This is a genomic window from Streptomyces sp. NPDC057743 (assembly GCF_042798755.1).
Lineage (GTDB): Bacteria > Actinomycetota > Actinomycetes > Streptomycetales > Streptomycetaceae > Streptomyces.
Genome location: NZ_JBHVJX010000024.1, coordinates 39,260 through 63,978 on the forward strand (window position 1 = coordinate 39,260; position 24,719 = coordinate 63,978).

Sequence of the window (24,719 nt, forward strand, 5' to 3'; positions counted from 1 at the left end):
CGGCGGCTCGGCTCCCGCCCGGGCGGGAGCGGGGGCGGCGCAGGCCCGTTGTCGGTGGTGCCTCGTAGACTTGTCGTCGTGAGCGAGCGCCCCCAGAACGACGACCCCGACCCGACTCCCGACCCGTCGGACGCCTTCGACGACATGGTCGAGGCCGAGACGCAACGCGACCCCGATCTCGCGGTGATCGAGGCCGGCAGCCGGACCCTGCGCGCGCAGGCCGGACCGCCGCAGGCGGACCAAGTCCCGGCCCGCCCCGCCGACCCGGAGGTTGACGCCGCGCTGCGCGCCGTCGAGGAGGAGCTGGCCGGCCGCTGGGGCGAGACCCAGCTGGACCCGTCGATCGAGCGCATCGCCGCGCTCATGGACGTCCTCGGCTCCCCGCAGCGGGCCTACCCCTCGATCCACATCACGGGGACCAACGGCAAGACCAGCACGGCCCGCATGATCGAGGCCCTGCTCGGCGGCTTCGAGCTGCGCACCGGCCGGTACACCAGCCCGCACGTCCAGTCCGTCACCGAGCGGATCAGCCTCGACGGCGCCCCGATCTCCGCCGAGCGCTTCATCGAGACCTACCGCGACATCGCGCCATACATCGAGATGATCGACGGCCAGCAGGAGTACCGCCTCTCCTTCTTCGAGGTGCTGACGGCGATGGCGTACGCCGCGTTCGCCGACGCCCCCGTGGACGTCGCGGTCGTCGAGGTCGGCATGGGCGGCACCTGGGACGCGACCAACGTCATCGACGCCGACGTCGCGGTGATCACCCCCATCTCCCTGGACCACACCGACCGGCTGGGCGAGACGCCCGAGCAGATCGCCGGCGAGAAGTCCGGGATCATCAAGAAGGACGCCACCGTCGTCCTGGCCCAGCAGCCGGTGGACGCGGCCTCGGTGATGCTCAAGCGCGCCGTCGAGGTGGACGCCACGGTGGCCCGCGAGGGCATGGAGTTCGGGGTGCTCTCCCGCGAGGTGGCGGTCGGCGGCCAGATGCTGACCCTGCGCGGCCTGGGCGGCGAGTACCCGGAGATCTTCCTCCCGCTGCACGGCGCCCACCAGGCGCACAACGCCGCGGTCGCGCTCGCCGCCGTCGAGGCGTTCTTCGGTGTCGGCGCGGGCCACGCCCGCACCCTCGACCTCGACATCATCCGCTCCGCGTTCGCCTCGGTGAGCTCGCCCGGCCGGATGGAGGTCGTCCGGAGCAGCCCCACGGTGGTGCTGGACGCCGCGCACAACCCGAGCGGCGCCCGGGCCGCGGCCGAGACGGTCAGTGAGGCGTTCGGCTTCAGCCGCCTCATCGGCGTCGTCGGCACCAGCGGCGACAAGGACGTCCGGGGCGTGCTGGAGGCGTTCGAGCCGATCTTCGCCGAGATCGTGGTGACGCGTAACTCCAGCCAACGGGCGATGGATCCGGACGAGTTGGCCGCCATCGCGGTGGAGGTCTTCGGCGCCGAGCGGGTCCAGGTCGAGCCGCGGCTGGACGATGCGCTGGAGGCGGCGATCACCCTCGCCGAGGAGGAGGGCGAGTTCTCCGGCGCCGGCGTGCTGGTGACCGGCTCGGTGATCACGGTCGGCGAGGCCCGGCTGCTCCTGGGAAGGAACTGACCATGCGCACGCTGTGTGCCAGCACCCTGATAGGGGAGTTCTTCGTGATCGGCTTCGCCGGCCTGGTCGCGATGCAGCTCACCGACCTCTCCCGGGCCACCATCTGGATCGTCAGCGGCATCGCGATGCTGCTGAGCGTGCTGCTGTGCGGGATGCTCTCCCGCCCTGGCGGCGTCCAGTTGGGCTGGGCACTCCAGATCGCGCTGATCGCCAGCGGCCTGGTCGTCCCCACGATGTACTTCCTCGGCGCCGTCTTCGCCGCGCTGTGGTGGGCCTCGGTCCACTACGGGCGGAAGATCGACGAGGCGAAGGCGCGTTTCGCGGCCGAGTCGGCGGCCGCGGGCTGAGTCCCACGTTGTCGGCGTTCCCGCCGTGGGGGTGCTGGCTTTGCGCCTGCGGCGCCGAGCCGCTGCGCGGGGCTGTCGGGGTGCGGTGACGGGCCTCCGGGGCAGGGGTTCCGGACTGCTTCGCTTTACGTCCGGAACCCCTGCCCCTCCGGCCCGTCCCCTCCTGTTGGGGGCGGGAAGAAGGTGGTCGTCCGGTGCTGTGGGTGGGCGTGTGACGGACGGACTTGGTGATGGCCTTGCGCCGGGGGTGCTTTGGGGGGCGCTGTACCCGGCGGCGTACGGGGCGGTGGCCAGGCGATAGCCTGGCGCCGCTGACCGTCGTTCAGATAGCAGGGAGTCCCTCCGTGAGCCAGCGCACCCTCGTCCTTCTCAAGCCCGACGCCGTCAAGCGCGGTCTGGTCGGCGAGATCATCCGTCGCATCGAGCGCAAGGCGAACTGGACGATCACCGCGCTGGAGCTGCGCACCCTCGACCGTGAGGTGCTGGAGCAGCACTACGCCGAGCACGTCGGCAAGCCCTTCTACGAGCCGCTGGTGGAGTTCATGTCCTCCGGGCCGGTCGTCTCCCTGGTCGTCGAGGGGGAGCGGGTCATCGAGGGCGTCCGCGCGCTGGCCGGCCCCACTGACCCGATTGCCGCTCCCAGTGGGTCCATTCGTGGGGACTTCGGAACGATCACCCGTGAAAATCTGATCCACGCCTCGGATTCCGAAGAGTCCGCCGAGCGCGAGATCAAGATTTTCTTCCCCGGGATTTCCTGATCGGAAGTTAGCGCCCAACCCCCTTGTGACCAGGGGCGACCGATGAAATCATCGGTCGCCCCTCGGTGTTTACGGCCGACGCGCGGGAACGCGTTCGCGCGACACGACGTCACCATTAAGGGGGGCGGGTACGTGTACGGCTGACAATGGCGGAACGACCTCCCGCCGTGTTCGTGTGGGAACACTACGAACTACGATGGAGGCTTCCGCGCCGCACGGCGCATCACCTCCTGCCGACCTCAAAGTAAGCATTCGCTCCAGTTGGGAAGGCCAGACGTATCCTCATGGGGAACAACATGTCGTTCATCGGCCGTGACATGGCTGTCGACCTCGGGACCGCCAACACGCTGGTGTACGTCAGGGGCCGCGGCATCGTCCTCAACGAACCGTCGGTCGTGGCCATCAACACCAACACCGGCGGCATCTTGGCCGTTGGCGCCGAGGCGAAGAAGATGATCGGCCGGACGCCCGGCAACATCGTCGCCGTGCGGCCCCTGAAGGACGGCGTGATCGCCGACTTCGAGATCACCGAGCGGATGCTCCGCTACTTCATCCTCAAGATCCACAAGCGGCGCTACCTCGCCCGGCCGCGGGTGGTGGTCTGTGTTCCCTCCGGAATCACGGGAGTTGAGCGCCGCGCGGTCATCGAGGCGTCGACCCAGGCCGGCGCTCGCCAGGTGCACATCATCGAGGAGCCGATGGCCGCCGCGATCGGCTCGGGCCTGCCGGTCCACGAGGCCACCGGCAACATGGTCGTGGACATCGGCGGCGGGACGACCGAGGTTGCGGTCATCTCGCTCGGCGGCATCGTCACCGCCCAGTCGATCCGGGTGGCCGGCGACGAGTTGGACAACGCGATCATCCAGCACATCAAGAAGGAGTACAGCCTCCTGCTGGGCGAGCGCACCGCCGAGTCCATCAAGATCACGATTGGTTCGGCGTACGACCTGGAACAGGACGAGCACACCGAGATCCGCGGGCGCGACCTGGTCTCCGGGCTGCCCAAGACCGTCGTCATCTCGGCGGCAGAGGTCCGCAAGGCCATCGAGGAGCCGGTCAACTCCATTGTCGACGCGGTCAAGACGACCCTCGACAAGTGCCCGCCGGAGCTGTCCGGTGACGTCATGGACCGCGGCATCGTTCTCACTGGTGGTGGCGCGTTGCTGCGCGGCCTGGACGAGCGGCTGCGCCGCGAGACGGGCATGCCGATCCACATCGCCGAGGACCCGCTCGACTCCGTCGCGCTCGGTTCCGGCAAGTGCGTCGAGGAGTTCGAGGCGCTCCAGCAGGTCCTGGACTCCCAGCCGCGCCGCTGACGCAGGCGGTCCCGGCCCGTCGCGGCGGCGTCACGCCGTTCGCGCGGGTCGGGCACCATACGGAAACGGCCGATCCGTCGGGCGGATCGGCGGCGCACAACTGCAACGCCCCCACAGACACGGTGCACTGACGTTCCACCACCGCACCGTCACAGCAAGGCACAACGCTCAACCCCCGAACGAGACCGGCGGGGCCCGCAGCCGGCCGGTCCTACGAGGAAGGACACGGCCGCCGCACGTGAGGGACACACGAGAGAGCCGGCTGCTGCTGGTGCTGCTGGTCGCGATCGCGTTCGCGTTGATCACGGTGGATATCCGCGGCGGCGAACAGTCCCCGCTCGACGGCGCCCGGCAAGCCGCCGCCTCCGCCTTCGGCCCGGTGGAGCGCGGCGTGGCCCGCGTCGTCAACCCGGTGGGCAATGCCGTCAGCGCGGTGCGAGACTCCGGTGAACGCCACGACCGCATCAGTCAGCTGGAACACCAAAACGCCGCCCTGAAGCTGAAGTTGGGCACCCCGGACCGCAACCGCAACCGCGCCGCCGAGCTCGACAAGATCCTCAAGACCGCGGCCACCGGCCAGTACGCCATCAAGGGCGCCGAGGTCATCGCCATCGGGTCGGCGCAGGGCTTCTCCTGGACCGTCACCATCGACGCCGGCAGCCGCGACGGCATCGCCCGCGACATGACCGTCCTCAACGGCGACGGGCTGGTCGGCCGGATCACCACTGTCACCCCGCACACCTCCACCGTGCTGCTCGCTGCCGACCCGGAGTTCACCGTGGGCACCCGGATGGAGAAGACCAACGAGATCGGCTTCGCCAACGGGCAGGGCGTCCGCTCGCTGCGCGTCCAACTGCTCAACGGCAAGGCCGATGTGAAGAAGGGCGACCGGCTGGTCACCTTCGGCTCCAGCAAGGACAAGCCGTTCGTGCCGGGGGTTCCGGTCGGCACGGTCAGCAAGGTCGAACCGCTCAACGGCGACCTGACCCGCACCCTCCAGATCCGGCCGTTCGTTTCCTTCTCGTCGCTCGACGTCGTCGGCATCGTCGTCCAGCCGCCCCGGAAGGACCCGCGGGACACCGTCCTGCCGCCCCCGGTCAAGCCCCGGCCGACGCCGACGGTCACCGTCACGGCCACCCCCTCCGCGAGCGCCTCCCCCAGGAGCTGACCGATGCGCATCAACCGGATCCTGCTCGCCACCCCGCTGGCGGTCCTCGCCCTGATCATCCAGGTCGGCATCCTCGCCAGACTCCATCTGCCGGGCGCCGTACCGGACCTGCTGATGCTGGTCGTGGTCGGCCTGGCTCTGGTCTACGGGCAGGTCGGCGGCTCGCTCATCGGCTTCGGCGCCGGGCTGCTCGCCGACCTCGCGCCGCCCGCCGACCACGCCATCGGCCGGTACGCCCTGGTCCTGTGCGTCATCGGCTACGCCGCGGGTCTGACGAAGCCGGACGGCGGTCAGCACCGTTCGGCGACGCTGCCGCTGATGGTCGTGCTGGGCGCCGCTGTCGGCTCGACGCTGCTGTACGCCGGGGTCGGCTCGCTGGTCGGCGACACCGCCGCCCGGCACGTCGGCCTGGTCGGGCTGGTGCTCAGCGCCACCCTCTACGATCTGCTGCTCGCCCCGTTCACCGTTCCGTTGGTGATGGCGGTGGCGCGCCGCACGGAGCACGATCCGTTGGCCACCGACACCGGTGGCGGAACCGGCGCGGTGGTCGGGCGGAACCCGGCCTGGCTCACCACGGGTACCGGGCTGAAGGCCAGCCGTAACGCGATGAAGGCGATCCGTACCGGCCGGGTGCCCAGACCAGCCGGGAGCGGACGCAAGGGGGTCAAGGGCATCAAGGGGGTCAAGCGGCTGTGAGCAATGCCCACCCGTCGCCCGCCGCCACCCCGGCAGGAGGCGCTGCGCGCCGCTCCTTTTTGTCGCCGTCGCCCGCCGCCACCCCCCAAGGAGGCGCTGCGCGCCATGAGTAACATTCCAGAGACCGGGAGGACTTCCCGGATCACCATCCGGCTGATCGCGATTCAGATCCTGGTCTTCTCGCTGCTGCTCACGCTCGGCGGGCGGCTGTGGTACCTCCAGATCCGCAACGGCCAGGAGTACGCGGCCAAGGCCAAGTCCAACCACGTCCAGCAGGTCGTGGAACCCGCCACCCGCGGCTCGATCCTCGACGCCCGCGGGGTGCCGCTGGCCGACAACCAGACCCGGCTCGTGGTCTCGGCCAACCGCACCGACCTGCTGAAGATGAAGGACGGCGGCAAGGCCGTCCTCGCCCGGCTGGCCAAGGTGTTGGGCCTGTCCACGCAGGAGATCCGCAACAAGGTCCGGCTCTGCGACGCCAAGACCCCGCAGCCCTGCTGGAACGGCTCGCCGTACCAGCCGATCCCGATCACCGACAAGGCCACCACCCAGCAGGCGCTCCAGATCCGCGAGCGCTCCGAGGACTTCCCCGGCATCAGCGCCCAGCCCACCGCCGTCCGCCGCTACCCGGCGCCCGGCAAGGCCAACACCGCGCAGGTCCTCGGCTACCTCTCGCCGGTCACCGACCAGGAGATCCAGAAGGCCAAGGACGGCCCCTCGCCGTTCCTGCGCTCGGACCAGATCGGCCGCTCCGGGCTGGAGCGGCAGTACGACGACTACCTGCGCGGCAAGGCCGCCGTCACCCGTTACGAGGTCGACAACCTCGGGCGGGTCATCGGCCAGGCCGACAGCGACAAGGGCCAGGCCGGTTCGACGCTGATCACCAGCATCGACGCCCGCGTCCAGGCGCTGGCGGAGCAGCAGTTGGACGAGGCCATGAAGACGGCCCGCACGCAGGTGGACCGGAACACCGGCACCAACTACAAGGCCGACTCGGGCGCCGTGGTCGTCATGGAGGCGAAGACCGGCCGGGTGGTGGCGATGGCCTCCAACCCGACCTACGACCCCAACTCCTGGGTCGGCGGGATCTCCGGCAAGGACTACGCCAAGCTCACCGGCAAGTCGTCCGACTACCCGCTGCTGAACCGCGCCATCCAAGGGCAGGCCGCCCCCGGCTCGATCTTCAAGGTCATCTCGACCACGGCCGCGGTCAACGCGGGCTACCCGTTCGACGGCCACTACCCCTGCACCAGCTCGTACAGCATCGGCGGCCAGGTCTTCAAGAACTTCGAGGGCGAATCGGAGGGCGACATCAGCCTGGGGCGGGCGCTGGAGGTCTCCTGCGACACCGTCTTCTACCGGATCGGCCACGACGAGTGGAAGAAGGACGGCGGGGACAAGCCGGTCAAGGACCCGCACGACTGGTTCTACAAGACGGCCCACCAGTTCGGCCTCGGCAAGGAGACCGGCATCGACCTGCCCAACGAGGTCAAGGGCCGGGTCCCGGACCGCCAGTGGAAGAACGCCTTCTGGGCGGCCAACAAGGACAGTTGGTGCGCGCACCCCAAGAACGCCGACGACTACGTCTCCAAGCTGGCGCGGGAGAACTGCCTCGAAGGCATGAAGCTGCACGCCTACGACTCCATCAACTACGCAATCGGCCAGGGCGACACCCTCGTCACCCCGATCCAGATGGCGACCATCTACGGGGCCCTGGCCAACGGCGGCACCCTCTACACCCCGACCGTCGGCAAGGCGATCGTCAGCCCCAACGGCAAGAAGGTGCAGATGATCAAGCCCCGGTCGCACGGTCGGCTGCCGGACAGCCAGCAGACCCTCAAGCAGATCGGCGCCGCGCTCCAGGGCGTGACCGAACGGGGCACCGCCGCTTGGCGGTTCCAGGGCTGGCCGCAGGACAAGATCCCGATGCACGCCAAGACCGGTACCGCCGAGGTCTACGGGAAGCAGACCACCTCGTGGTTCGCGACGTACACCAAGGACTTCACGATCGTGATGACGATCGCCCAGGGTGGTACCGGATCCGGCGCCTCGGGACCGGCCGTCCGCAACATCTACAACGCGCTCTACGGCGTCAACGACAAGGGCGAGATCGACGACAAGGCCGCGCTGCTCCCGCACGCGGAGCGCGGACTGCCCAAGATCCAGAGCGACGGCACCATCCCGTCCCCGCCCATCAAGCCGCCGTCGAGCCCCTCGCCGTCCCCCTCCGGGAGCCCTCCGCAGTGACCACACCGCTTCTGTCCCGGACCTTCTCCGTCCGCCGCTACGGCCCCGAACAGAGCGTCTGGGGCCGGCTGATGGCGCGCGACTCGGTGGTGCGCCGGCTGGACTGGATACTGCTGCTGTCCTGCCTGCTGCTCTCCCTGCTCGGTTCGCTGCTGGTCTACTCCGCCACCCGCAACCGCACCGAACTCAACAAGGGCGACCAGTACTTCTTCCTCGTCCACCACCTGCTGAACACCGCGATCGGCGTCGGGCTGGCGGCCGGCACCATCTGGCTCGGCCACCGCACGCTGCGCGGCGCCGTCCCGTTCCTCTTCGCCGGTTCGGTGTTGTTGGCGATGCTGGTGCTGACGCCGCTGGGCGCGACCATCAACGGTTCGCGCTCCTGGTTGGCGATCCCCGGCGGATTCTCGCTCCAGCCCGCCGAGTTCACCAAGATCACCATCACGCTGGGCATGGCGATGATCCTCGCCGCCCGGGTCGACGCCGGCGACCGTCCGTACCCGGACCACCGGACCGTCTTCCAGGCCCTCGGTCTGGCGGCGATCCCGGTCGGCGTGATCCTGCTGATGCCCGACCTCGGCTCGGTGATGGTGCTCGGCGCCATCATCCTGGGCGTGCTGTTGGCCAGCGGCTGTTCCAACCGCTGGGTCCTGGGGCTGCTGGGCACCGGCGTCGTAGGCTGCCTCGCCATCTGGCAGCTCGGGTTGCTGGACGCGTACCAGATCGCGCGGTTCGCGGCGTTCGCCAACCCGAGCCTGGACCCGGCCGGCGTCGGCTACAACACCAACCAGGCCCGGATCGCCATCGGCGGCGGTGGGCTCACCGGCTCCGGGCTCTTCCACGGCAGCCAGACCACCGGCCAGTTCGTCCCCGAGCAGCAGACCGACTTCATCTTCACCGTTGCCGGCGAGGAGTTGGGCTTCCTGGGCGCGGGCCTGATCATCCTGCTGCTCGGCGTGGTGCTGTGGCGGTCCTGCCGGATCGCCCGCGAGACCGGCGAGCTCTACGGCACGATCGTGGCCGCCGGCATCATCGCGTGGTTCGCCTTCCAGTCCTTCGAGAACATCGGCATGACCCTGGGCATCATGCCCGTCACCGGTCTGCCGCTGCCGTTCGTCTCCTACGGCGGCACGTCGATGTTCGCGGTCTGGATCGCGATCGGGCTGTTGCAGTCGATCCGCGCCCAGCGGCCGGTCTCCGCCTCCCGCTGACCCCTGGTGCTCGGCGGGGTCAGCGTGCGCCGCGCAGCTCGAACCAGAGCGACGTGGTGTGCGCCGGGCCCTCGAACGGGGTCGTGCCCCAGTCGTCGGCGAGCCGGCTGATCAGCAGCAGGCCGTGCGCGGAGTCGCGGTCGCCCGGGACCCAGGTGGTGGGCGCGGCGTCAGCCGCTCCGGTACCGGGTGGGACCGTCCCCCCGTCGTGCACGCTGATCCGCAGCGCGTCGGCCGTGGTCAGCACCCGGAGCAGGATGTCGACGGAGCCCGGCGTGCGCAGATGGGCCCGGGTGACGGCCTCGGAGGTGAGGAGCACGGCGGTCTCCCGCACCGCGGCGAGCGGGCCGTGGCGCAGCACCGCGCGGACGAAGTCCCGGGCGGCCTTGGGGGCGTTGGGCCGACTCGGCGCCGTGAGGAGGTACGGACGGGCGCCCGCCGCGACGCGGAGAGGGGGCCGGGCGATGGCTGCGGTGTCGGGGTGCACGGTTTCTCCCGGTGTGGATCGAGCCGATTGCCACGCTGTGTGGACGACTTGTCACACACCGTAAGACACCGTGTGTCGGCGATGCCACCCACTTCGGCCGGGGATCGCTGTCGGACGGCTGGTCGGGCGCGTTACGGATGGCTAGATTCGATGCATGGCGGACACCGTGCGGGAGATCGAGCGGAAGTACGAGGCGGATCCGGCCATCGCCACCGACCAGTTGCCCGACCTGACCCGCGTCGGCCGGGTTGCGACCGTGGCGGAGGGGCGCCCCCGGCTCCTCGACGCCGTCTACTACGACACCGCGGACCAGCGGCTGGCCGCGGACCGGATCACCCTGCGGCGGCGCACCGGCGGCGCCGACGAGGGCTGGCACCTCAAGCTCCCGGTCGTGCTCCCCGAGGTCACCGGCGCGGTGCGCGACGAGATCCGCACCCCGCTCGCCGACGCCCCGCCCCCCGAACTCACCGCCCTGGTCCGCTCCCGCGCCCGCGGTGCCGCGCTCCTGCCCGTCGTGCGGCTGCGCACCCGACGCACCGCGCACGTCCTACGGGACGCCGCCGGCGCACCGCTCGCCGAGGTCGCGGTGGACGACGTGCGGGCCACGCGGCTGCACCCACAGGGTGCGGGGGAGGCTCGCTGGCGGGAGGTCGAGGTGGAGCTCGACCCCGAGGGCGGTGCTGGTCAGGAACTGCTGGACGAGGTCGAGCAGTTGCTGGTTGAGGCCGGCGCGCGCCCGTCGACGGCGCCGTCCAAACTGGCCCGCGCGCTGGCGGAGACCGCGCCCGAAGGGGACGCGCGGCCCACCGGGAAGGACGCCGAGCGCGCGGACGAGGACCGCGGCCGCACCGCCGGCGACGTCGTGCTCCGCTACGTCCGGGCCCAGGTGCGCGCGATCGTCGAGTTGGACCCGGCGGTGCGGCGCGACCTGCCCGACGCGGTCCACCAGATGCGGGTCGCCACCCGCCGGCTGCGCAGCGCCTTCCGCACCTACGGCAAGGTCCTGGACCGGACCGCCACCGATCCGCTCGGAGGTGAACTGCGCTGGCTGGCCGCAGAGTTGGGCGCCGGGCGGGACCAGGAGGTGCTGGCCGAGCGGCTCGCCACCGCGCTCGCCGAGGTCCCCCGGACCCTGCGGCTGGGTCCGGTCTCGGCCCGGCTGCGCACCTGGTCGGTCCGGGGCCGCGCCGGCGCCCGCGACCGCCTGCTCGCCGCCCTCGACGGCCCGCGCCACCTCGCGCTCCTGGACGACCTGCACGCCCTGCTCGACGCCCCGCCGCTACGCACCCCCGCCGCCCGCCCCGCGCCCGCCGTCGTCGCCGGCGCGGTCCGCAAGGACTACCGGCGGCTGGCCCGCCGCGTCGAGGCCACCCTCGCCGCCCCCGCCGGACCGGACCGCGACGAGGCGCTGCACGGCGCCCGCAAGGCCGCCAAGCGCGCCCGGTACGCGGCGGAGGCGGCCACCCCGGCGCTCGGCCGCCCGGCCCGCGCCTTCGTCCGGCGCACCAAGCAGCTCCAGCAGCTCCTCGGCGACCACCAGGACAGTGTGGTCGCCCGCGCCGCCCTCCGTGAGCTGGCGACCCAGGCCCGCCGGGCCGGCGAGAGCGGCTTCACCTTCGGCCTCCTCTACGGCCGCGAGGAGGCGCTGGCCGCCGAACGGGAGCGCGAGCTGCCGGCCCTGTGGGCGGAGGTCTCGCGCCGTAAACACCGGGACGCGTTGCGCGGGTGACCGGTGGGCCGGGACCGCGGCCGTCAAAGGGGTGGCCGTGAGCGGGTTACGCTTGTGAGTCGCCCCCTGTCAGCCCACGAAGGTTCGAGATGTCCGAGTCGGTCTTCCCGCAGCTCGAAGCTCTGCTGCCGCACGTGCAAAAGCCCATCCAGTACGTCGGCGGTGAGCTGAACTCCACCGTCAAGGAGTGGGCGGACTGCGACGTCCGCTGGGCACTCATGTACCCCGACGCCTATGAGGTGGGCCTGCCCAACCAGGGCGTCATGATCCTCTACGAGGTGCTCAACGAGCAGGAGGGCGTCCTCGCCGAGCGCACCTACAGCGTCTGGCCGGACCTCGAAGCGCTGATGCGCGAGCACCAGGTGCCGCAGTTCACGGTGGACTCCCACCGCCCCGTCGGCGACTTCGACGTGCTCGGCCTGAGCTTCTCCACCGAGCTCGGCTACACCAACATGCTCACCGCCCTCGACCTGTCCGGCGTCCCGTTGGAGGCCAAGGACCGCACCGAGGACCACCCGCTGATCCTGGCCGGCGGCCACGCCGCCTTCAACCCCGAGCCGATCGCCGACTTCCTCGACTGCGCGGTCATCGGCGACGGTGAGCAGGCCGTCCTGGACATCACCAAGATCATCCGGGCGTGGAAGGCCGAGGGCCGCCCCGGCGGCCGCGACGAGCTGCTCTTCCGCCTCGCGCGCACCGGCAGCGTCTACGTCCCCAAGTTCTACGACGTCGAGTACCTCGCCGACGGCCGCATCTCGCGCGTCGTGCCGAACCGTTCCGGCGTCCCGTGGCGGGTCTCCAAGCACACCGTCATGGACCTCGACGAGTGGCCCTACCCCAAGCAGCCGCTCGTCCCGCTGGCCGAGACCGTCCACGAGCGGATGTCGGTCGAGATCTTCCGTGGCTGCACCCGCGGCTGCCGCTTCTGCCAGGCCGGCATGATCACGCGTCCCGTACGGGAGCGAAGCATCACCGGCATCGGCGAGATGGTGGACAAGGGCCTGAAGGCCACGGGATTCGAGGAGGTCGGCCTGTTGTCGCTGTCCTCCGCGGACCACACCGAGATCGGCGACGTGGCCAAGGGCCTCGCCGACCGGTACGAGGAAGACAAGATCGGCCTGTCGCTGCCGTCGACCCGCGTCGACGCCTTCAACATCGATCTTGCCAACGAGCTCACCCGCAACGGGCGCCGCTCCGGCCTGACCTTCGCCCCCGAGGGCGGCAGCGAGCGGATCCGCAAGGTCATCAACAAGATGGTCTCCGAAGAGGACCTGATCCGGACCGTCGCCACCGCCTACGGCAACGGCTGGCGCCAGGTGAAGCTCTACTTCATGTGCGGTCTGCCGACCGAGACCGACGACGACGTGCTGCAGATCGCCGACATGGCCATCAACGTCATCGCCAAGGGCCGCGAGGTCGCGGGGTCCAACGACATCCGCTGCACGGTCTCCATCGGCGGTTTCGTCCCCAAGCCGCACACCCCCTTCCAGTGGGCGCCGCAGCTCTCCTCCGAGGAGACCGACGCCCGCCTGGCCAAGCTCCGCGACAAGATCCGCGGGGACAAGAAGTACGGCCGCTCCATCGGCTTCCGCTACCACGACGGCAAGCCCGGCATCGTCGAGGGCCTGCTCTCCCGCGGCGACCGCCGGATCGGCGCGGTCATCCGCGCCGTCTACGAGGACGGTGGCCGCTTCGACGGCTGGCGCGAGCACTTCTCCTACGACCGCTGGATGGAGTGCGCGCAGAAGACGCTGCCCGAGTTCGGCGTGGACGTCGACTGGTACACCACCCGCGAGCGCACCTACGAGGAGGTCCTCCCCTGGGACCACCTCGACTCCGGTCTCGACAAGGACTGGCTGTGGGAGGACTGGCAGGACGCCCTCGACGAGACCGAGGTCGAGGACTGCCGCTGGACCCCGTGCTTCGACTGCGGTGTCTGCCCGCAGATGGACACCTCCATCCAAATCGGCCCGACCGGCAAGAAGTTGCTGCCGCTGTCCGTCAAGCAGCCCGCGGGCAGTCCGACCGGCCAATGACGTAAGCGGGGCGCCCCGCTCGCCTTCTGTGCGGTGCCGCCGGCCGGCGGCACCGCACCGGACGCGTCAGGAGCATCCCTGGTTCGTCCACACCAGCGAGACCTTGCGCCACTGCGGGGTGTTCGCCGGGTGGTGGTCCAGCCAGTTCTTGAGCGTGGAGCACATATACGCCGGACGGTTGTGATGAGCGGTGGCGGCCGCGACTGTCCTCGGGGCGGTCGACGCGCTCGCGGGCTGCGACATCGCGCCGAGCGGAGTCAGCAGCAGGGGCGCGGCGAGGGCGGTGACCACGGCCCGGCGTCGGAGGCCCGAACGCCTGGCGCCGGTGGAAGTCGACATGACGTGCCTCCTCAGGGAAGACCGTTCTGTCCAGGGGCGTGATCCAAGCAAGCGCGCGCTGTGTCGTGGAGGACCGCACGGTGGTCGGCAGCGGACGGCGGGCGGCAGCACCACGCCCCTGCCTTTCTGACTTCAAGGTCTCACGCGGTGCGCGCGGCGGATAGGGACGAAGGAGCCCCCCGGACACGAGCCGCGTCGAGGCGCGGTCCCGGCCCGCAGAATAGGGCCATGGCCCCGCAGTTAACCGCACCCACCGCCCGCGTCCACGACTCCTTCCTGGCCGCCATGGCGGAGTTCCGCGCCGAGGGCGTGCATCGCTCCCCGGATTCCCGCCTCGGCCGCGAGCTGCGGACCTGGCACACCCGCTGGCCGTCCGTCGAGGGCTTCGCCGCCTACGTCCGCGAAATCGGCGGGGTCACGCTGGACGAGCGGGCGGACGGCGCGGTCCCGGTCTCCACGTTCTGGTGGGTGGACGGCGACGTCTACCTGGGGCGGATCACCGTCCGGCACCGGCTCACCCCGTCCCTGCACGACCTCGGCGGCCACATCGGCTACGCGGTGCGCCCCACCGCCCGCCGCCAGGGGCACGCCACCGCGATGCTGCGCGCCGTACTGCCGTACGCCCACCACGAGTTGGGCCTCGACGCGGTGCTGGTCACCTGCGACGACACCAACGCCGGCTCGCGCCGGGTGATCGAGTCGTGCGGCGGGGTTTTCGAGGACCGTCGGGCGGAGAGGCTTCGGTACTGGATCTCCGCGTGACGGCGGGGTCCGGGCCACCGGCGGCCCACCCGTCCGAATGGATTTCGCCGGGCGGACGGGGCCGCGGGCACGGCCGGGGCGCCCCGCCGGGAACCGACCGGGGGCACGGCACGTACTCTAGGTAAAGACGTCCGGGCACGATGTGTCCCCGCTCACGCGGTGATGATCCGGACGGGGCGGCACCAGCCGCGCCCTTACACCAAGGAGAAGTAACACTGGGCAAGCGACAGCCCGAAGGCCCGCCGCCCGCACCGGCGGTGCAGCGCATCCGACTGCGCTACACCAAGCGCGGCCGCCTCCGGTTCACCAGCCACCGCGACTTCCAGCGCGCTTTCGAGCGGGCGCTGCGCCGCGCCGAGGTCCCCATGGCCTACTCGGCGGGCTTCACCCCGCACCCCAAGGTGTCGTACGCCAACGCCGCACCGACCGGTACCGGTAGTGAGGCCGAGTACCTGGAGATCCAGCTCACCGAACACCGCGACCCGGAATCCGTCCGGGCGCTGCTCGACGCCTCCCTCCCGACCGGCCTCGACGTGACCGACGCGGTGGAGGCGCACACCAGCGGCCTCGCCGACCGGCTCCAGGCGTCGGTGTGGGAGATGCGGCTCGACGGGGTCACCCCCGAGGAGGCCGGGCGCGCCGTCGAGGCGTTCCTCGCCGCCGCGGAGGTACCGGTCGAGCGCCGCACCAAGAACGGCATGCGGACCTTCGACGCCCGGGGCGCGGTGGCACGGCTTGAGGCCGGCCCGGCCGAGGACGCAGTGGCCCCGATCCCCGGCGATAGGCCCGGCGGCGGTGCCTGTGCGATACTGCGGCTGGTTGTTCGGCATTTGACACCTGCCGTTCGACCCGACGACGTCCTGTCCGGCCTCCGGGTTACGGCCGACCTGGCGCCGCCGGTCCCCGCTGCGGTGACCAGGCTGGCGCAGGGGCTGCTCGATGAGGAGACCGGTTCGGTGACCGATCCGTTGGCGCCCGACCGCGACGCTGCCACGGCCGCTTCATCAACGGCCCCCGGGCTGAGTACCGCGAAGGCGCAGAGCGGAGCCCCGGCGACTTCCGGGGACGGCACTGCGTAGGACGCGTCGTCGCGTCGCCGGTGACCAGGGCATCACCCCGGTTCGGCGGACGCACTGACCAGGAGACTTTCGCCGGTCCGGTCCACGGGCCCGGCGAGCGAGACGACAGCTCCCGTGCGGCGCCCGCGCCCCGGACGGTGGTACCGCGCTCATCACGCGGTCCGCGACCGGAATCAGGCGTGGCGCCCGGGAGCGTGACGGGAGAACCGCCCGCATGCTCGAATCTATTGAGCCCAATGAATCCACTCGGTCCGCGGATCGTGCTGGTAACAACGACACCTCGCCCAGCGACACGCTGCCGCCGCGCCGCCGGCGCCGCGCGGCGTCCCGCCCGGCCGGCCCGCCGGCCGCTACCGCGGCCGAGACGACGGTCGTGAGCACCGAGACCCCGGTGGCGCCCGCCGCCGAGGAGAGCCCCGCGCCCGCCGCCGAGGAGCGGCCGGCCCGCCCGCGCCGCCGGGCGACCCGCAAGGCGACCGCCCCCGCCGGCGCACCCGCAACCACCCCGGAGCAGCCCGCCGAGGCGCCGGCCGTTGCCGAGGCGCCCGTTGCGGCTGCTGAGGAGGAGGCGCGTCCGGCGCGTGCGCGTCGTCGGGCGACTCGTAAGGTCACTGCGCCGGCTGGTGCGCCGCAGGGCGCTGCCGAGGAGAGTGCCGCGCAGCCGGTCGTCGAGGAGACGCCGGCCGCCGCCCCCGAGGAGGAGCCGCGTCCGGCCCGTGCGCGTCGGCGTGCCACCCGCAAGGTGAGCGCGCCGGAGCCGGTGGTCGAGGAGACCGCGGACGAGGAGGAAGAGGCGGAGGAGACTCCGGCCGTTGCCGAGGCGCCCGTTGCGGCTGCTGAGGAGGAGGTGCGTCCGGCGCGTGCGCGTCGTCGGGCGACGCGTAAGGCCACCGCGCCGGCTGGTGCGCCGCAGGGCGCTGCCGAGGAGAGTGCCGCGCCGGCCGCCGCGGAGCCGGCCGCCACGGAGCCCGCCGAGGCCGAGGGCCCGCGACGCCGGCGTCGGCGGGCCGAGCGGCCCGCGGAGCCGGCGGCCGCCGAGGCGCCCCGCGCCGAGGAGAAGGCGGAGGCGCCGGCCCGGGGTCGCCGCCGGGCGCAGCGCCCGCCGACGGCCGTCTTCCAGGCGCCGGTCTTCTCGTCCGAGCCGATGTTCCAGACGCCGGAGAGCGCCGCCGTCGCGCACGCCGCCGCCCGCCAGGAGGCCACCGCGGTCGAGCCGGCGGTGGAGGAGGCGCCCGCGGCTGCCACCCGTCGCCGTCGTCGCCGCCGTGGTGAGCCGGCCGAGGCCGAGCAGGTGGCACCGGCGCCGGTCGAGGAGAAGGTGACCGAGGAGAGCGCCGAGGCCGTTGAGGCCGAGGAGGAGCACGCCGAGGCCGCTGGTGAAGAGGGCGAGCGTCCCTCGCGCCGGCGTCGCCGGGGCGGTCGCCGTCGCCGTCGTGGCGAGGTGGTCGAGGGCGCCGAGGAGCAGCCGGCGGAGGCCGGTGCCGCCGAGGAGGAGGCCGAGACCGCCGAGGGCGAGGAGCCGGCCGAGGCCGAGGAGGAGGCCGAGGGCCCCGTCAGCTCCAGCAGCAGCCGTCGCCGTCGGCGTCGTCGCCGGCGCGGTGGCGACAGTGGCGAGGCCGAGCCCGCGCACGCCGACGACCCCGAGCGCACCGTCGTCAAGGTCCGCGAGCCCCGCAAGAAGGACGAGGGCACCGGCTCCGACGAGGTGCAGTCCATCAAGGGCTCGACGCGCCTGGAGGCCAAGAAGCAGCGTCGCCGCGAGGGCCGCGAGCAGGGCCGTCGCCGGGTGCCGATCATCACCGAGGCGGAGTTCCTGGCGCGCCGGGAGGCCGTCGAGCGCGTGATGGTGGTCCGCCAGAGCGGCGAGCGCACCCAGATCGGCGTCCTTGAGGACAACGTGCTGGTCGAGCACTTCGTCAACAAGGAGCAGGCCACCAGCTACGTCGGCAACGTCTACCTGGGCAAGGTGCAGAACGTCCTGCCGTCGATGGAGGCCGCCTTCGTCGACATCGGCAAGGGCCGCAACGCCGTGCTCTACGCCGGCGAGGTCAACTTCGAGGCGCTGGGCATGGCCAACGGGCCGCGCCGCATCGAGACCGCGCTGAAGTCCGGCCAGTCGGTGCTGGTGCAGGTCACCAAGGACCCGATCGGTCACAAGGGCGCCCGGCTGACCAGCCAGGTGTCGCTGCCCGGCCGCTACCTGGTCTACGTGCCCGAGGGCTCGATGACCGGTATCAGCCGCAAGCTCCCGGACACCGAGCGGGCCCGGCTGAAGCAGATCCTCAAGAAGATCGTCCCCGAGGACGCGGGCGTCATCGTGCGCACCGCCGCGGAGGGCGCGAGCGAGGACGAGCTGCGCCGGGACGTCGAGCGGCTGCAGGCGCAGTGGGAAGAGATCCAGAAGAAGGCGAAGGCGGCCTCCACCAGCTCGCCGAGCCTGCTCTACGGTGAGCCGGACATGACCGTCCGGGTCGTCCGCGACATCTTCAACGAGGACTTCTCCAAGGTCATCGTCAGCGGTGACGGCGCCTGGGAGACCATCCACGGCTACGTCTCGCACGTCGCGCCGGACCTCGTGGACCGGCTCCAGCGGTGGACGTCCGAGGTCGACGTCTTCGCGACGTACCGGATCGACGAGCAGCTGATGAAGGCGCTGGACCGCAAGGTCTGGCTGCCCAGCGGCGGTTCGCTGGTGATCGACAAGACCGAAGCCATGGTCGTGATCGACGTCAACACCGGGAAGTTCACCGGGCAGGGCGGCAACCTCGAAGAGACCGTCACCCGGAACAACCTGGAGGCGGCCGAGGAGATCGTGCGCCAGCTGCGGCTGCGCGACCTGGGCGGCATCGTCGTCATCGACTTCATCGACATGGTGCTGGAGTCCAACCGGGACCTGGTGCTGCGGCGCCTGCTGGAGTGCCTGGGGCGGGACCGGACCAAGCACCAGGTGGCCGAGGTCACCTCGCTCGGCCTGGTGCAGATGACCCGCAAGCGGGTCGGCCAGGGGCTGCTGGAGTCGTTCTCCGAGCAGTGCGTGCACTGCAACGGGCGCGGCGTCATCGTGCACATGGACCAGCCGACGGCGGCCGGCGGTGGCGGCAAGCGCAAGAAGAAGGGCAAGGCCGGGGCGAACGGTGCCCAGCCGGAGCAGCCCGTCGAGGTCGAGGCGCCGGTGTCGGTCGCCGAGGAGGCCGTGGAGCTGGAGCCGGTCGCGGTGACCGAGGCTCAGTTGCAGCCGTCGGTGGACGGTGCCGACGAGTGGTTCGGCAGCCCCGCCGAGGCCGAGGCCGCCGCTGCCAGTCGGGGCCGGGGGCGCCGTCGGGTGAGCCGGAAGGCGTCCGCGCCGGCCGGTACCCCCAAGGCCACCGAGGAGGCCGCCGCGATCGTGGTGCCGGCCGCCGAGCCGGAGCCCGCGAAGGCCCCGGAGCAGCCGGTCGAGGCCGCCGAGGCGCCCGTGGTCGAGGCCGCCGCCGAGCCGGAGCCCGCGCCGGCGCGTCCGCGTCGTCGGGCCACCCGTCGGGTGTCCGCGCCGACCGGTTCGCCTCAGGCCGCCGATGAGGCCGCGGGGACGATCGTGATCTCCGCGCCGGCTGGCGAGCCGGAGCCCGCGAAGGCCCCGGAGCAGCCCGTCGAGGCCGCCGAGGAGGCCGAGGTCGCGGAGGAGGCGCCCGCGGCGAAGAAGACCGCGAAGGCGACGGCGAAGAAGGCGACGGCCAAGAAGGCCACCGCCAAGACCACCGCCAAGAAGACCGCGGCGAAGAAGACCACGGCCAAGACCGCGACCAAGAAGACGGCGGCGAAGAAGACCACCGCCAAGAAGGCCGCGACCAAGAAGACCACCGCGAAGAAGACCACGACGAAGAAGGCTGCGGCCAAGAAGACCGCAGCCGCCGAGCAGCCCTCGGCCGCTTCGGTGTCCGCCTCCGCGGAGGACTAGAGCAGTGCCCGGCCCCGGGTCGTCGAGAGGCGGCCCGGGGCCGGTTTGACCCCCTGGTCAAGGCCCCGTAACCTTGACCGTCGGTGTCTGTGGACACCACCACTTCTGAGCACACACCTCTCGGCTCCGCCGAGGGAGGCCGCTCGTCCCACTCGTTATCCGCGGGTCGGATTCCACGGGACGTCCCTGAGCCCGTGAGGGCGGCTGGCATCAGAGGATCGAAACCTAGCGAGAGAGAGTTCCGCGTGTACGCGATCGTGCGCACCGGCGGGCGCCAGCAGAAGGTTGCTGTTGGCGACGTCATCGAAGTTGACCGCATTTCCACCAGCAAGGTCGGCGACACCGTCGAGCTCTCCACGCTGCTGGTCGTCGACGGCGACGCGGTCACCAGCGACCCGTGGGTCCTGGCGGGCGTGAAGGTCCAGGCCGAGGTCGTCGACCACCACAAGGGCGACAAGATCCGGATCCAGAAGTACAAGAACAAGACCGGTTACAAGAAGCGGATCGGCCACCGCCAGCTCCACACGGCGCTGAAGATCACCGGCATCGACGCTCCGGCGAAGTAAGGGACTGAGGAGACATGGCACACAAGAAGGGCGCATCGTCCACTCGGAACGGTCGCGATTCCAATGCTCAGCGGCTCGGTGTGAAGCGCTTCGGCGGTCAGACCGTTCTCGCCGGTGAGATCCTGGTCCGCCAGCGTGGCACCCACTTCCACCCGGGCACGGGCGTCGGTCGCGGTGGCGACGACACCCTGTTCGCCCTGCAGCCCGGTGCGGTGCAGTTCGGCACCTTCCGCGGCCGCAAGGTCGTGAACATCGTCCCCGCCCAGTAATTCGGGTCAGGACGCACGTCGAAGCACGTTGTCAGGGGCGGACCGCCTCTTCTCGCGTCACGCGGGAAGACCGGTCCGCCCTTGGCGCGTTAAGACGAAGACATCCCGCCGTGTGTGCGGCGGGCCGGGTGTCGCTCGGACACCCGCTCAGTACGTAGCAAACCCCGCTGATCTGGAGGCACCCCCACCATGACCACCTTCGTGGACCGCGTCGAGCTGCACGTCGCCGCGGGTAACGGAGGCCACGGCTGTGCCTCCGTCCATCGGGAGAAGTTCAAGCCGCTCGGCGGTCCGGACGGCGGCAACGGCGGCCGCGGCGGCGATGTGATCCTGGTCGTCGACCAGGACGTCACCACGCTCCTGGACTACCACCACCACCCGCACCGCAAGGCCACCAACGGCCAGCCGGGCGCGGGCGACAACCGCGAGGGCAAGAACGGCAAGGACCTGATCCTGCCGGTGCCCGACGGCACCGTCGTCCTGGACAAGAACGGCGAGGTGCTGGCCGACATGGTGGGCCAGGGCACCCAGTTCGTCGCCGGACAGGGCGGCCGCGGCGGCCTCGGCAACGCCGCGCTGGCCTCCGCCCGCCGCAAGGCCCCCGGCTTCGCGCTGCTCGGCGAGCCCGGCGGGGCCCGGGACATCGTGCTGGAGCTCAAGACCGTCGCGGACGTCGCGCTGGTCGGCTACCCGAGCGCCGGCAAGTCCTCGCTGATCTCGGTGCTCTCGGCGGCCAAGCCGAAGATCGCCGACTACCCCTTCACGACGCTGGTGCCCAACCTCGGCGTGGTGACCGCCGGCGCGACGGTCTACACCATCGCCGACGTCCCCGGCCTGATCCCCGGCGCCAGCCAGGGCAAGGGCCTGGGCCTGGAGTTCCTGCGGCACGTCGAGCGCTGCGAGGTGCTCGTCCACGTCCTGGACACCGCCACCCTGGAGTCGGACCGCGACCCGGTCTCCGACCTCGACATCATCGAGGAGGAGCTGGCCCAGTACGGCGGCCTCGGCGACCGGCCGCGGGTGGTCGTCCTCAACAAGGTCGACATCCCGGACGGCCAGGACCTCGCCGACATGATCCGCCCGGACCTGGAGGCGCGCGGCTACCGCGTCTTCGAGGTCTCCGCGGTGGCCCGACAGGGGCTGAAGGAGCTGTCGTTCGCCCTGGCGGAGATCGTCGCCGCGGCGCGCGCCGCCAAGCCGCCGCAGGAGGCCACCCGGATCGTGATCCGCCCCAAGGCGGTCGACGACGCGGGCTTCACGGTCACCAAGGAGGCCGACGGCCTCTTCCGCGTCCGCGGCGAGAAGCCCGAACGCTGGGTCCGCCAGACCGACTTCAACAACGACGAGGCCGTCGGCTACCTCGCCGACCGGCTCAACCGCCTCGGTGTCGAGGACGCGTTGCTCAAGGCGGGCGCCCGCGCCATGGACGGCGTGGCGATCGGCTCCGAGGAGGACGCGGTGGTCTTCGACTGGGAGCCGTCGATGTCGGCCGGCGCGGAGATGCTGGGCCGGCGCGGCGAGGACCACCGCTTCGAGGCCCCGCGCCCGGCCGCGCAGCGCCGCCGCGACCGCGACGCGGAGCGCGACGAGGCGCAGAGCGACTACGACGGCTTCTCGCCGTTCTAGCCGCGGAGTTCGGCGCGGCCAGGGCCGCTCGACGAACGCCCCACACATGACCGCAGGCCCGGGAGGAGCACTCCTCCCGGGCCTGCGGGCGTGTGGACGGGCGCGCGCGAGCGGCCCGCCGGACGGCTAGACGGTGGCGGTCGTGTCCGAGGCGCCGCCGGTGCCGTTGGGGGCCGTCTCCGCGGCGGTCGCGTCCTGCTGCGAGCGCTGGACGGGGATGCCGGAGAGCCGGCTCTCCATCCGCCGCCGACGCTCGTCGGCCCGGCCGCACAGCTCCACCGCGGCCCGGTTGAAGCGGACCGCCGAGGGCGGGTCGGACGGGCCGAGCAGGTACTCCTTGAGCTCGGCGCGGGCCGCGGCCAGACCGTCCCGCTCCGGGGAGCGCACCGCGTCGAGGAGCGCGGGCACCCCCGACGCGTCGGGCGCGAGGATGGTGGCCGCCCGCACGGTCGGGAAGGCCGCTCGGAAGTCGTCCTCGCTCATCCCGGAGGTGTTGGCGACCGCGTACGGCTTCTCGCTGGTCAGGTAGTCCGAGACCACGCTGGAGACGTCGCTGATCAGCAGGTCCGCCTGGTTGAAGCAGGCGAAGATGCCGGGGCGCGCGGTGGTGATGACCTGGTGCTCCCACTCCGGGAAGGAGTCCCAGTACGCCGCCTCCCAGGCGGCGACCGCGGCCTCGACGGCGGCCGCGCGGCCCTCCTCGGGGGTGCCCTGGAGCCGCATCCGCTCCAACTCGTCGGCGTTCTTGCGGAAGTCGGCGGTGGTCAGCCGGTCCAACTCGGCGGTCCGGCGGGCCAGTTCGGCGGCGGCCTGCGGGCCGGGCAGGGCGCCGCCGCGCCGCGCGTTGGCCTCCGCGATCATCGCCTGGATGCGGGCGTCGGCGGCGCCGGCCCGCGGCTCCACCGAGCCGGTCATCGGGTGCGGCTTGTAGAGCAGCCGGACCGCGGGGTCGGCGAGCAGGGCACGGACGAGGTTCTCGCCGGCCAGGATCACCGAGGTGTTGCCGGGGTTGCCGTCCCAGCCCTCCCAGGTGGGGGCGTAGAGCACGGTGGTGTACCGGGCGAGCGGGGCGCCCTCGTAGGGGCGGATCGGCGCCAGTTGGGGGCGGCCGACCTCGACGACGTCCTTGTCCTCGACGCCGATGTCGGCGAGCTGGTAGCGGTCCCGGGCCGCCGGGCCGGCCACCCAGACCTCGTCGTACGCCTTGGCGTACGGGTTGCAGGAGGAGAGCTTGTCGCTCTCGCCGTGGTTGATGAAGGCGTGCTTGATGGAGGGGATCCGCAGGATCTGCGAGGTCTTGCCGGAGTTCGCCGGGTGCAGCAGCACCTTGAGGGTGGAGTGCTCCAGGCGCATCAGGTGGGAGACCTTGGGGATGCAGACGATCGGGATGTCGGTGGCCTCGATCTTCTGCACCATGAACCGCTCGCGGAGCACGATGATCGGCTTCCCGTCCAGGCTGGCCAGGGTGTCGAGCCACATGTTGGCCTGGTAGGCGGAGGTGGCGCCGCCGGAGAAGTACATGCCGACCGTGGGGCGGTAGGCGGCCAGCCAGGCGTCCAGCCAGGCCAGGGCGCGCTGTTCGTCGATGACGCCCTTGCCGGGCAGCAGCCAGGTGCTCAGGTAGAGCGTGCCGCCGGCGGAGAGGAGCAGGGCGACGGCGAGGCCGAGGCCGCCCCACAGGACGTTGCCGGTGACGGCCGTGACCATCAGGCCGGCCGTGGTGGGCACCGAGAAGCGCAGCAGGCGGCGGCCGGTCTGGCGGTAGAGCAACCGCGGCGGGGCGTCGGTGAGACCCAGCGCGCCGGCGTCGATGTTGCGGGTGACGAACGGCAGGCTGCGGGACCGGCGGACCAGGACGGCGACGGTCTGGCACACGAAGTGGGTGCCGTAGAAGGCGAGCAGGGTGATGGTGAGGGGGGCCTGCTCCTCCAGGGGGTTGATGCCGTCGATGTGCAGGAGGCCGACCAGTATCAGCATGTCCCGCAACAGTTGACGCACCGTCACATCGAAGCGGATCCGGCCGAGGAGGGCGAGCAGCCCTGGTTGCAGATGCGCAAGGACCAGGTCAAGAGCCAGGTTGACCACGGACGCTGCGATGAACAGCGGAATGACGGGCAGCAGCGCGCCGAGCAACTGGGCGGTGAACGCGAACATCATCGCGAAGAGCGCCGCGAGCTGGACGGCTCGTCTGGGGGCGATTCCGGCGGATGGCACGGGGAGGGCTCCTGGCAGCAGAAAGTTCGAGGGGGAGGCCGGGGACGGCGACCGGGTCCCGCGCTGCGACGCCGCCGAGGCGGCGAAACGGGACCGATGGACACCCGACCGTATGACCTTGTTGGCCTTGGTGACAATCTGCTGTGGCTCTCTTCACCGCGAAACGGACCAATCGAACGCAACCTGCGGGTGGCATTTTCCGTCTTAGTTCATTTACGTAGGTACCCCCGTCGACGCGCTCCCGGTGTCCGCGGGGGCGTCCGCCAGGCGATATGACGAGGCGTCCGCCGGGGCTGCTGCCGTAGATTGCGGCTGTACGGCTTCCGT

At 71.5% G+C, this 24,719-nt stretch carries 19 protein-coding genes; 16 read left to right on the forward strand and 3 right to left on the reverse strand.

The features are described 5' to 3' along the window. The first annotated feature begins 78 nt into the window (after nt 1-78). The 8 genes from ACFVFQ_RS25925 (at nt 79) to ACFVFQ_RS25960 (ending at nt 9,348) form a co-directional block, all read left to right on the forward strand. Complete coding sequence (locus ACFVFQ_RS25925; protein WP_383420154.1) at nt 79-1,605, forward strand: bifunctional folylpolyglutamate synthase/dihydrofolate synthase; 1,527 nt, start codon at nt 79-81, stop codon at nt 1,603-1,605. A 2-nt stretch (nt 1,606-1,607) separates the two neighbouring features. Further along, entirely contained in the window at nt 1,608-1,952 is a 345-nt protein-coding gene (locus tag ACFVFQ_RS25930; protein ID WP_383420156.1) for a DUF4233 domain-containing protein, read from the forward strand. Nucleotides 1,953-2,296: 344 nt separating this feature from the next. Beyond that, the gene (ndk, locus tag ACFVFQ_RS25935) at nt 2,297-2,710 is read left to right on the forward strand and encodes a nucleoside-diphosphate kinase (protein WP_383420158.1); all 414 of its coding nucleotides are present in this window, start codon (nt 2,297-2,299) and stop codon (nt 2,708-2,710) included. Nucleotides 2,711-3,006: 296 nt separating this feature from the next. Beyond that, nucleotides 3,007-4,026 (forward strand): rod shape-determining protein, encoded by a 1,020-nt coding sequence (locus ACFVFQ_RS25940; protein WP_003985182.1) that lies wholly within the window; start codon nt 3,007-3,009, stop codon nt 4,024-4,026. 238 nt (nt 4,027-4,264) lie between these two features. Next, nucleotides 4,265-5,194 (forward strand): rod shape-determining protein MreC, encoded by a 930-nt coding sequence (gene mreC, locus ACFVFQ_RS25945; protein WP_383420160.1) that lies wholly within the window; start codon nt 4,265-4,267, stop codon nt 5,192-5,194. A 3-nt stretch (nt 5,195-5,197) separates the two neighbouring features. Then, nucleotides 5,198-5,890 (forward strand): rod shape-determining protein MreD, encoded by a 693-nt coding sequence (mreD, locus tag ACFVFQ_RS25950; protein WP_383420162.1) that lies wholly within the window; start codon nt 5,198-5,200, stop codon nt 5,888-5,890. A 105-nt stretch (nt 5,891-5,995) separates the two neighbouring features. After that, entirely contained in the window at nt 5,996-8,137 is a 2,142-nt protein-coding gene (gene mrdA / locus ACFVFQ_RS25955) for a penicillin-binding protein 2 (RefSeq protein WP_383420165.1), read from the forward strand. After that, nucleotides 8,134-9,348, forward strand: a complete 1,215-nt coding sequence (locus ACFVFQ_RS25960; protein WP_383420168.1) for an FtsW/RodA/SpoVE family cell cycle protein — start codon at nt 8,134-8,136, stop codon at nt 9,346-9,348. Before mrdA ends, ACFVFQ_RS25960 begins: the two co-directional genes overlap by 4 nt. 19 nt (nt 9,349-9,367) lie before the next feature. Here the strand turns inward: ACFVFQ_RS25960 and ACFVFQ_RS25965 are convergent, their stop codons facing one another. After that, nucleotides 9,368-9,835 carry an ATP-binding protein gene (locus tag ACFVFQ_RS25965; RefSeq protein WP_383420173.1) on the reverse strand — a complete coding sequence of 156 codons (468 nt, stop codon included), beginning with the start codon at nt 9,833-9,835 and terminating at the stop codon, nt 9,368-9,370. Nucleotides 9,836-9,989: 154 nt separating this feature from the next. On the opposite strand from ACFVFQ_RS25965, the gene ACFVFQ_RS25970 reads away from it, so the two are divergent. Next, the gene (locus tag ACFVFQ_RS25970; RefSeq protein ID WP_383420176.1) at nt 9,990-11,564 is read left to right on the forward strand and encodes a CHAD domain-containing protein; all 1,575 of its coding nucleotides are present in this window, start codon (nt 9,990-9,992) and stop codon (nt 11,562-11,564) included. Between the two features lie 89 nt (nt 11,565-11,653). Continuing rightward, the gene (locus ACFVFQ_RS25975) at nt 11,654-13,600 is read left to right on the forward strand and encodes a TIGR03960 family B12-binding radical SAM protein (RefSeq protein WP_383420178.1); all 1,947 of its coding nucleotides are present in this window, start codon (nt 11,654-11,656) and stop codon (nt 13,598-13,600) included. A 66-nt stretch (nt 13,601-13,666) separates the two neighbouring features. Here the strand turns inward: ACFVFQ_RS25975 and ACFVFQ_RS25980 are convergent, their stop codons facing one another. Beyond that, nucleotides 13,667-13,939, reverse strand: coding sequence for a hypothetical protein (locus tag ACFVFQ_RS25980; protein WP_383420180.1), 273 nt, complete (start codon nt 13,937-13,939; stop codon nt 13,667-13,669). A gap of 228 nt (nt 13,940-14,167) precedes the next feature. Here ACFVFQ_RS25980 and ACFVFQ_RS25985 point away from each other — a divergent pair, with 228 nt between their 5' ends. The 6 genes from ACFVFQ_RS25985 to obgE all read left to right on the forward strand — a co-directional run bounded on the left by ACFVFQ_RS25985 (nt 14,168) and on the right by obgE (nt 22,178). Further along, the gene (locus tag ACFVFQ_RS25985; protein ID WP_383420182.1) at nt 14,168-14,701 is read left to right on the forward strand and encodes a GNAT family N-acetyltransferase; all 534 of its coding nucleotides are present in this window, start codon (nt 14,168-14,170) and stop codon (nt 14,699-14,701) included. Between the two features lie 257 nt (nt 14,702-14,958). Next, nucleotides 14,959-15,780 carry a TIGR03936 family radical SAM-associated protein gene (locus tag ACFVFQ_RS25990; RefSeq protein ID WP_383420184.1) on the forward strand — a complete coding sequence of 274 codons (822 nt, stop codon included), beginning with the start codon at nt 14,959-14,961 and terminating at the stop codon, nt 15,778-15,780. A gap of 214 nt (nt 15,781-15,994) precedes the next feature. Next, the gene (locus ACFVFQ_RS25995; RefSeq protein WP_383420186.1) at nt 15,995-19,717 is read left to right on the forward strand and encodes a ribonuclease E/G; all 3,723 of its coding nucleotides are present in this window, start codon (nt 15,995-15,997) and stop codon (nt 19,715-19,717) included. A gap of 245 nt (nt 19,718-19,962) precedes the next feature. Next, the gene (gene rplU / locus ACFVFQ_RS26000; protein WP_018538042.1) at nt 19,963-20,283 is read left to right on the forward strand and encodes a 50S ribosomal protein L21; all 321 of its coding nucleotides are present in this window, start codon (nt 19,963-19,965) and stop codon (nt 20,281-20,283) included. Between the two features lie 14 nt (nt 20,284-20,297). Further along, a complete protein-coding gene (rpmA, locus tag ACFVFQ_RS26005; protein WP_274915727.1) occupies nt 20,298-20,552 on the forward strand; it encodes a 50S ribosomal protein L27 in 255 nt (84 codons plus the stop codon). Between the two features lie 189 nt (nt 20,553-20,741). Next, nucleotides 20,742-22,178 (forward strand): GTPase ObgE, encoded by a 1,437-nt coding sequence (gene obgE / locus ACFVFQ_RS26010; protein ID WP_383420189.1) that lies wholly within the window; start codon nt 20,742-20,744, stop codon nt 22,176-22,178. A gap of 126 nt (nt 22,179-22,304) precedes the next feature. Here obgE and ACFVFQ_RS26015 read toward each other — a convergent pair whose 3' ends face one another. Next, a complete protein-coding gene (locus tag ACFVFQ_RS26015) occupies nt 22,305-24,392 on the reverse strand; it encodes a hypothetical protein (protein WP_383420192.1) in 2,088 nt (695 codons plus the stop codon). Nucleotides 24,393-24,719: the final 327 nt, after the last annotated feature.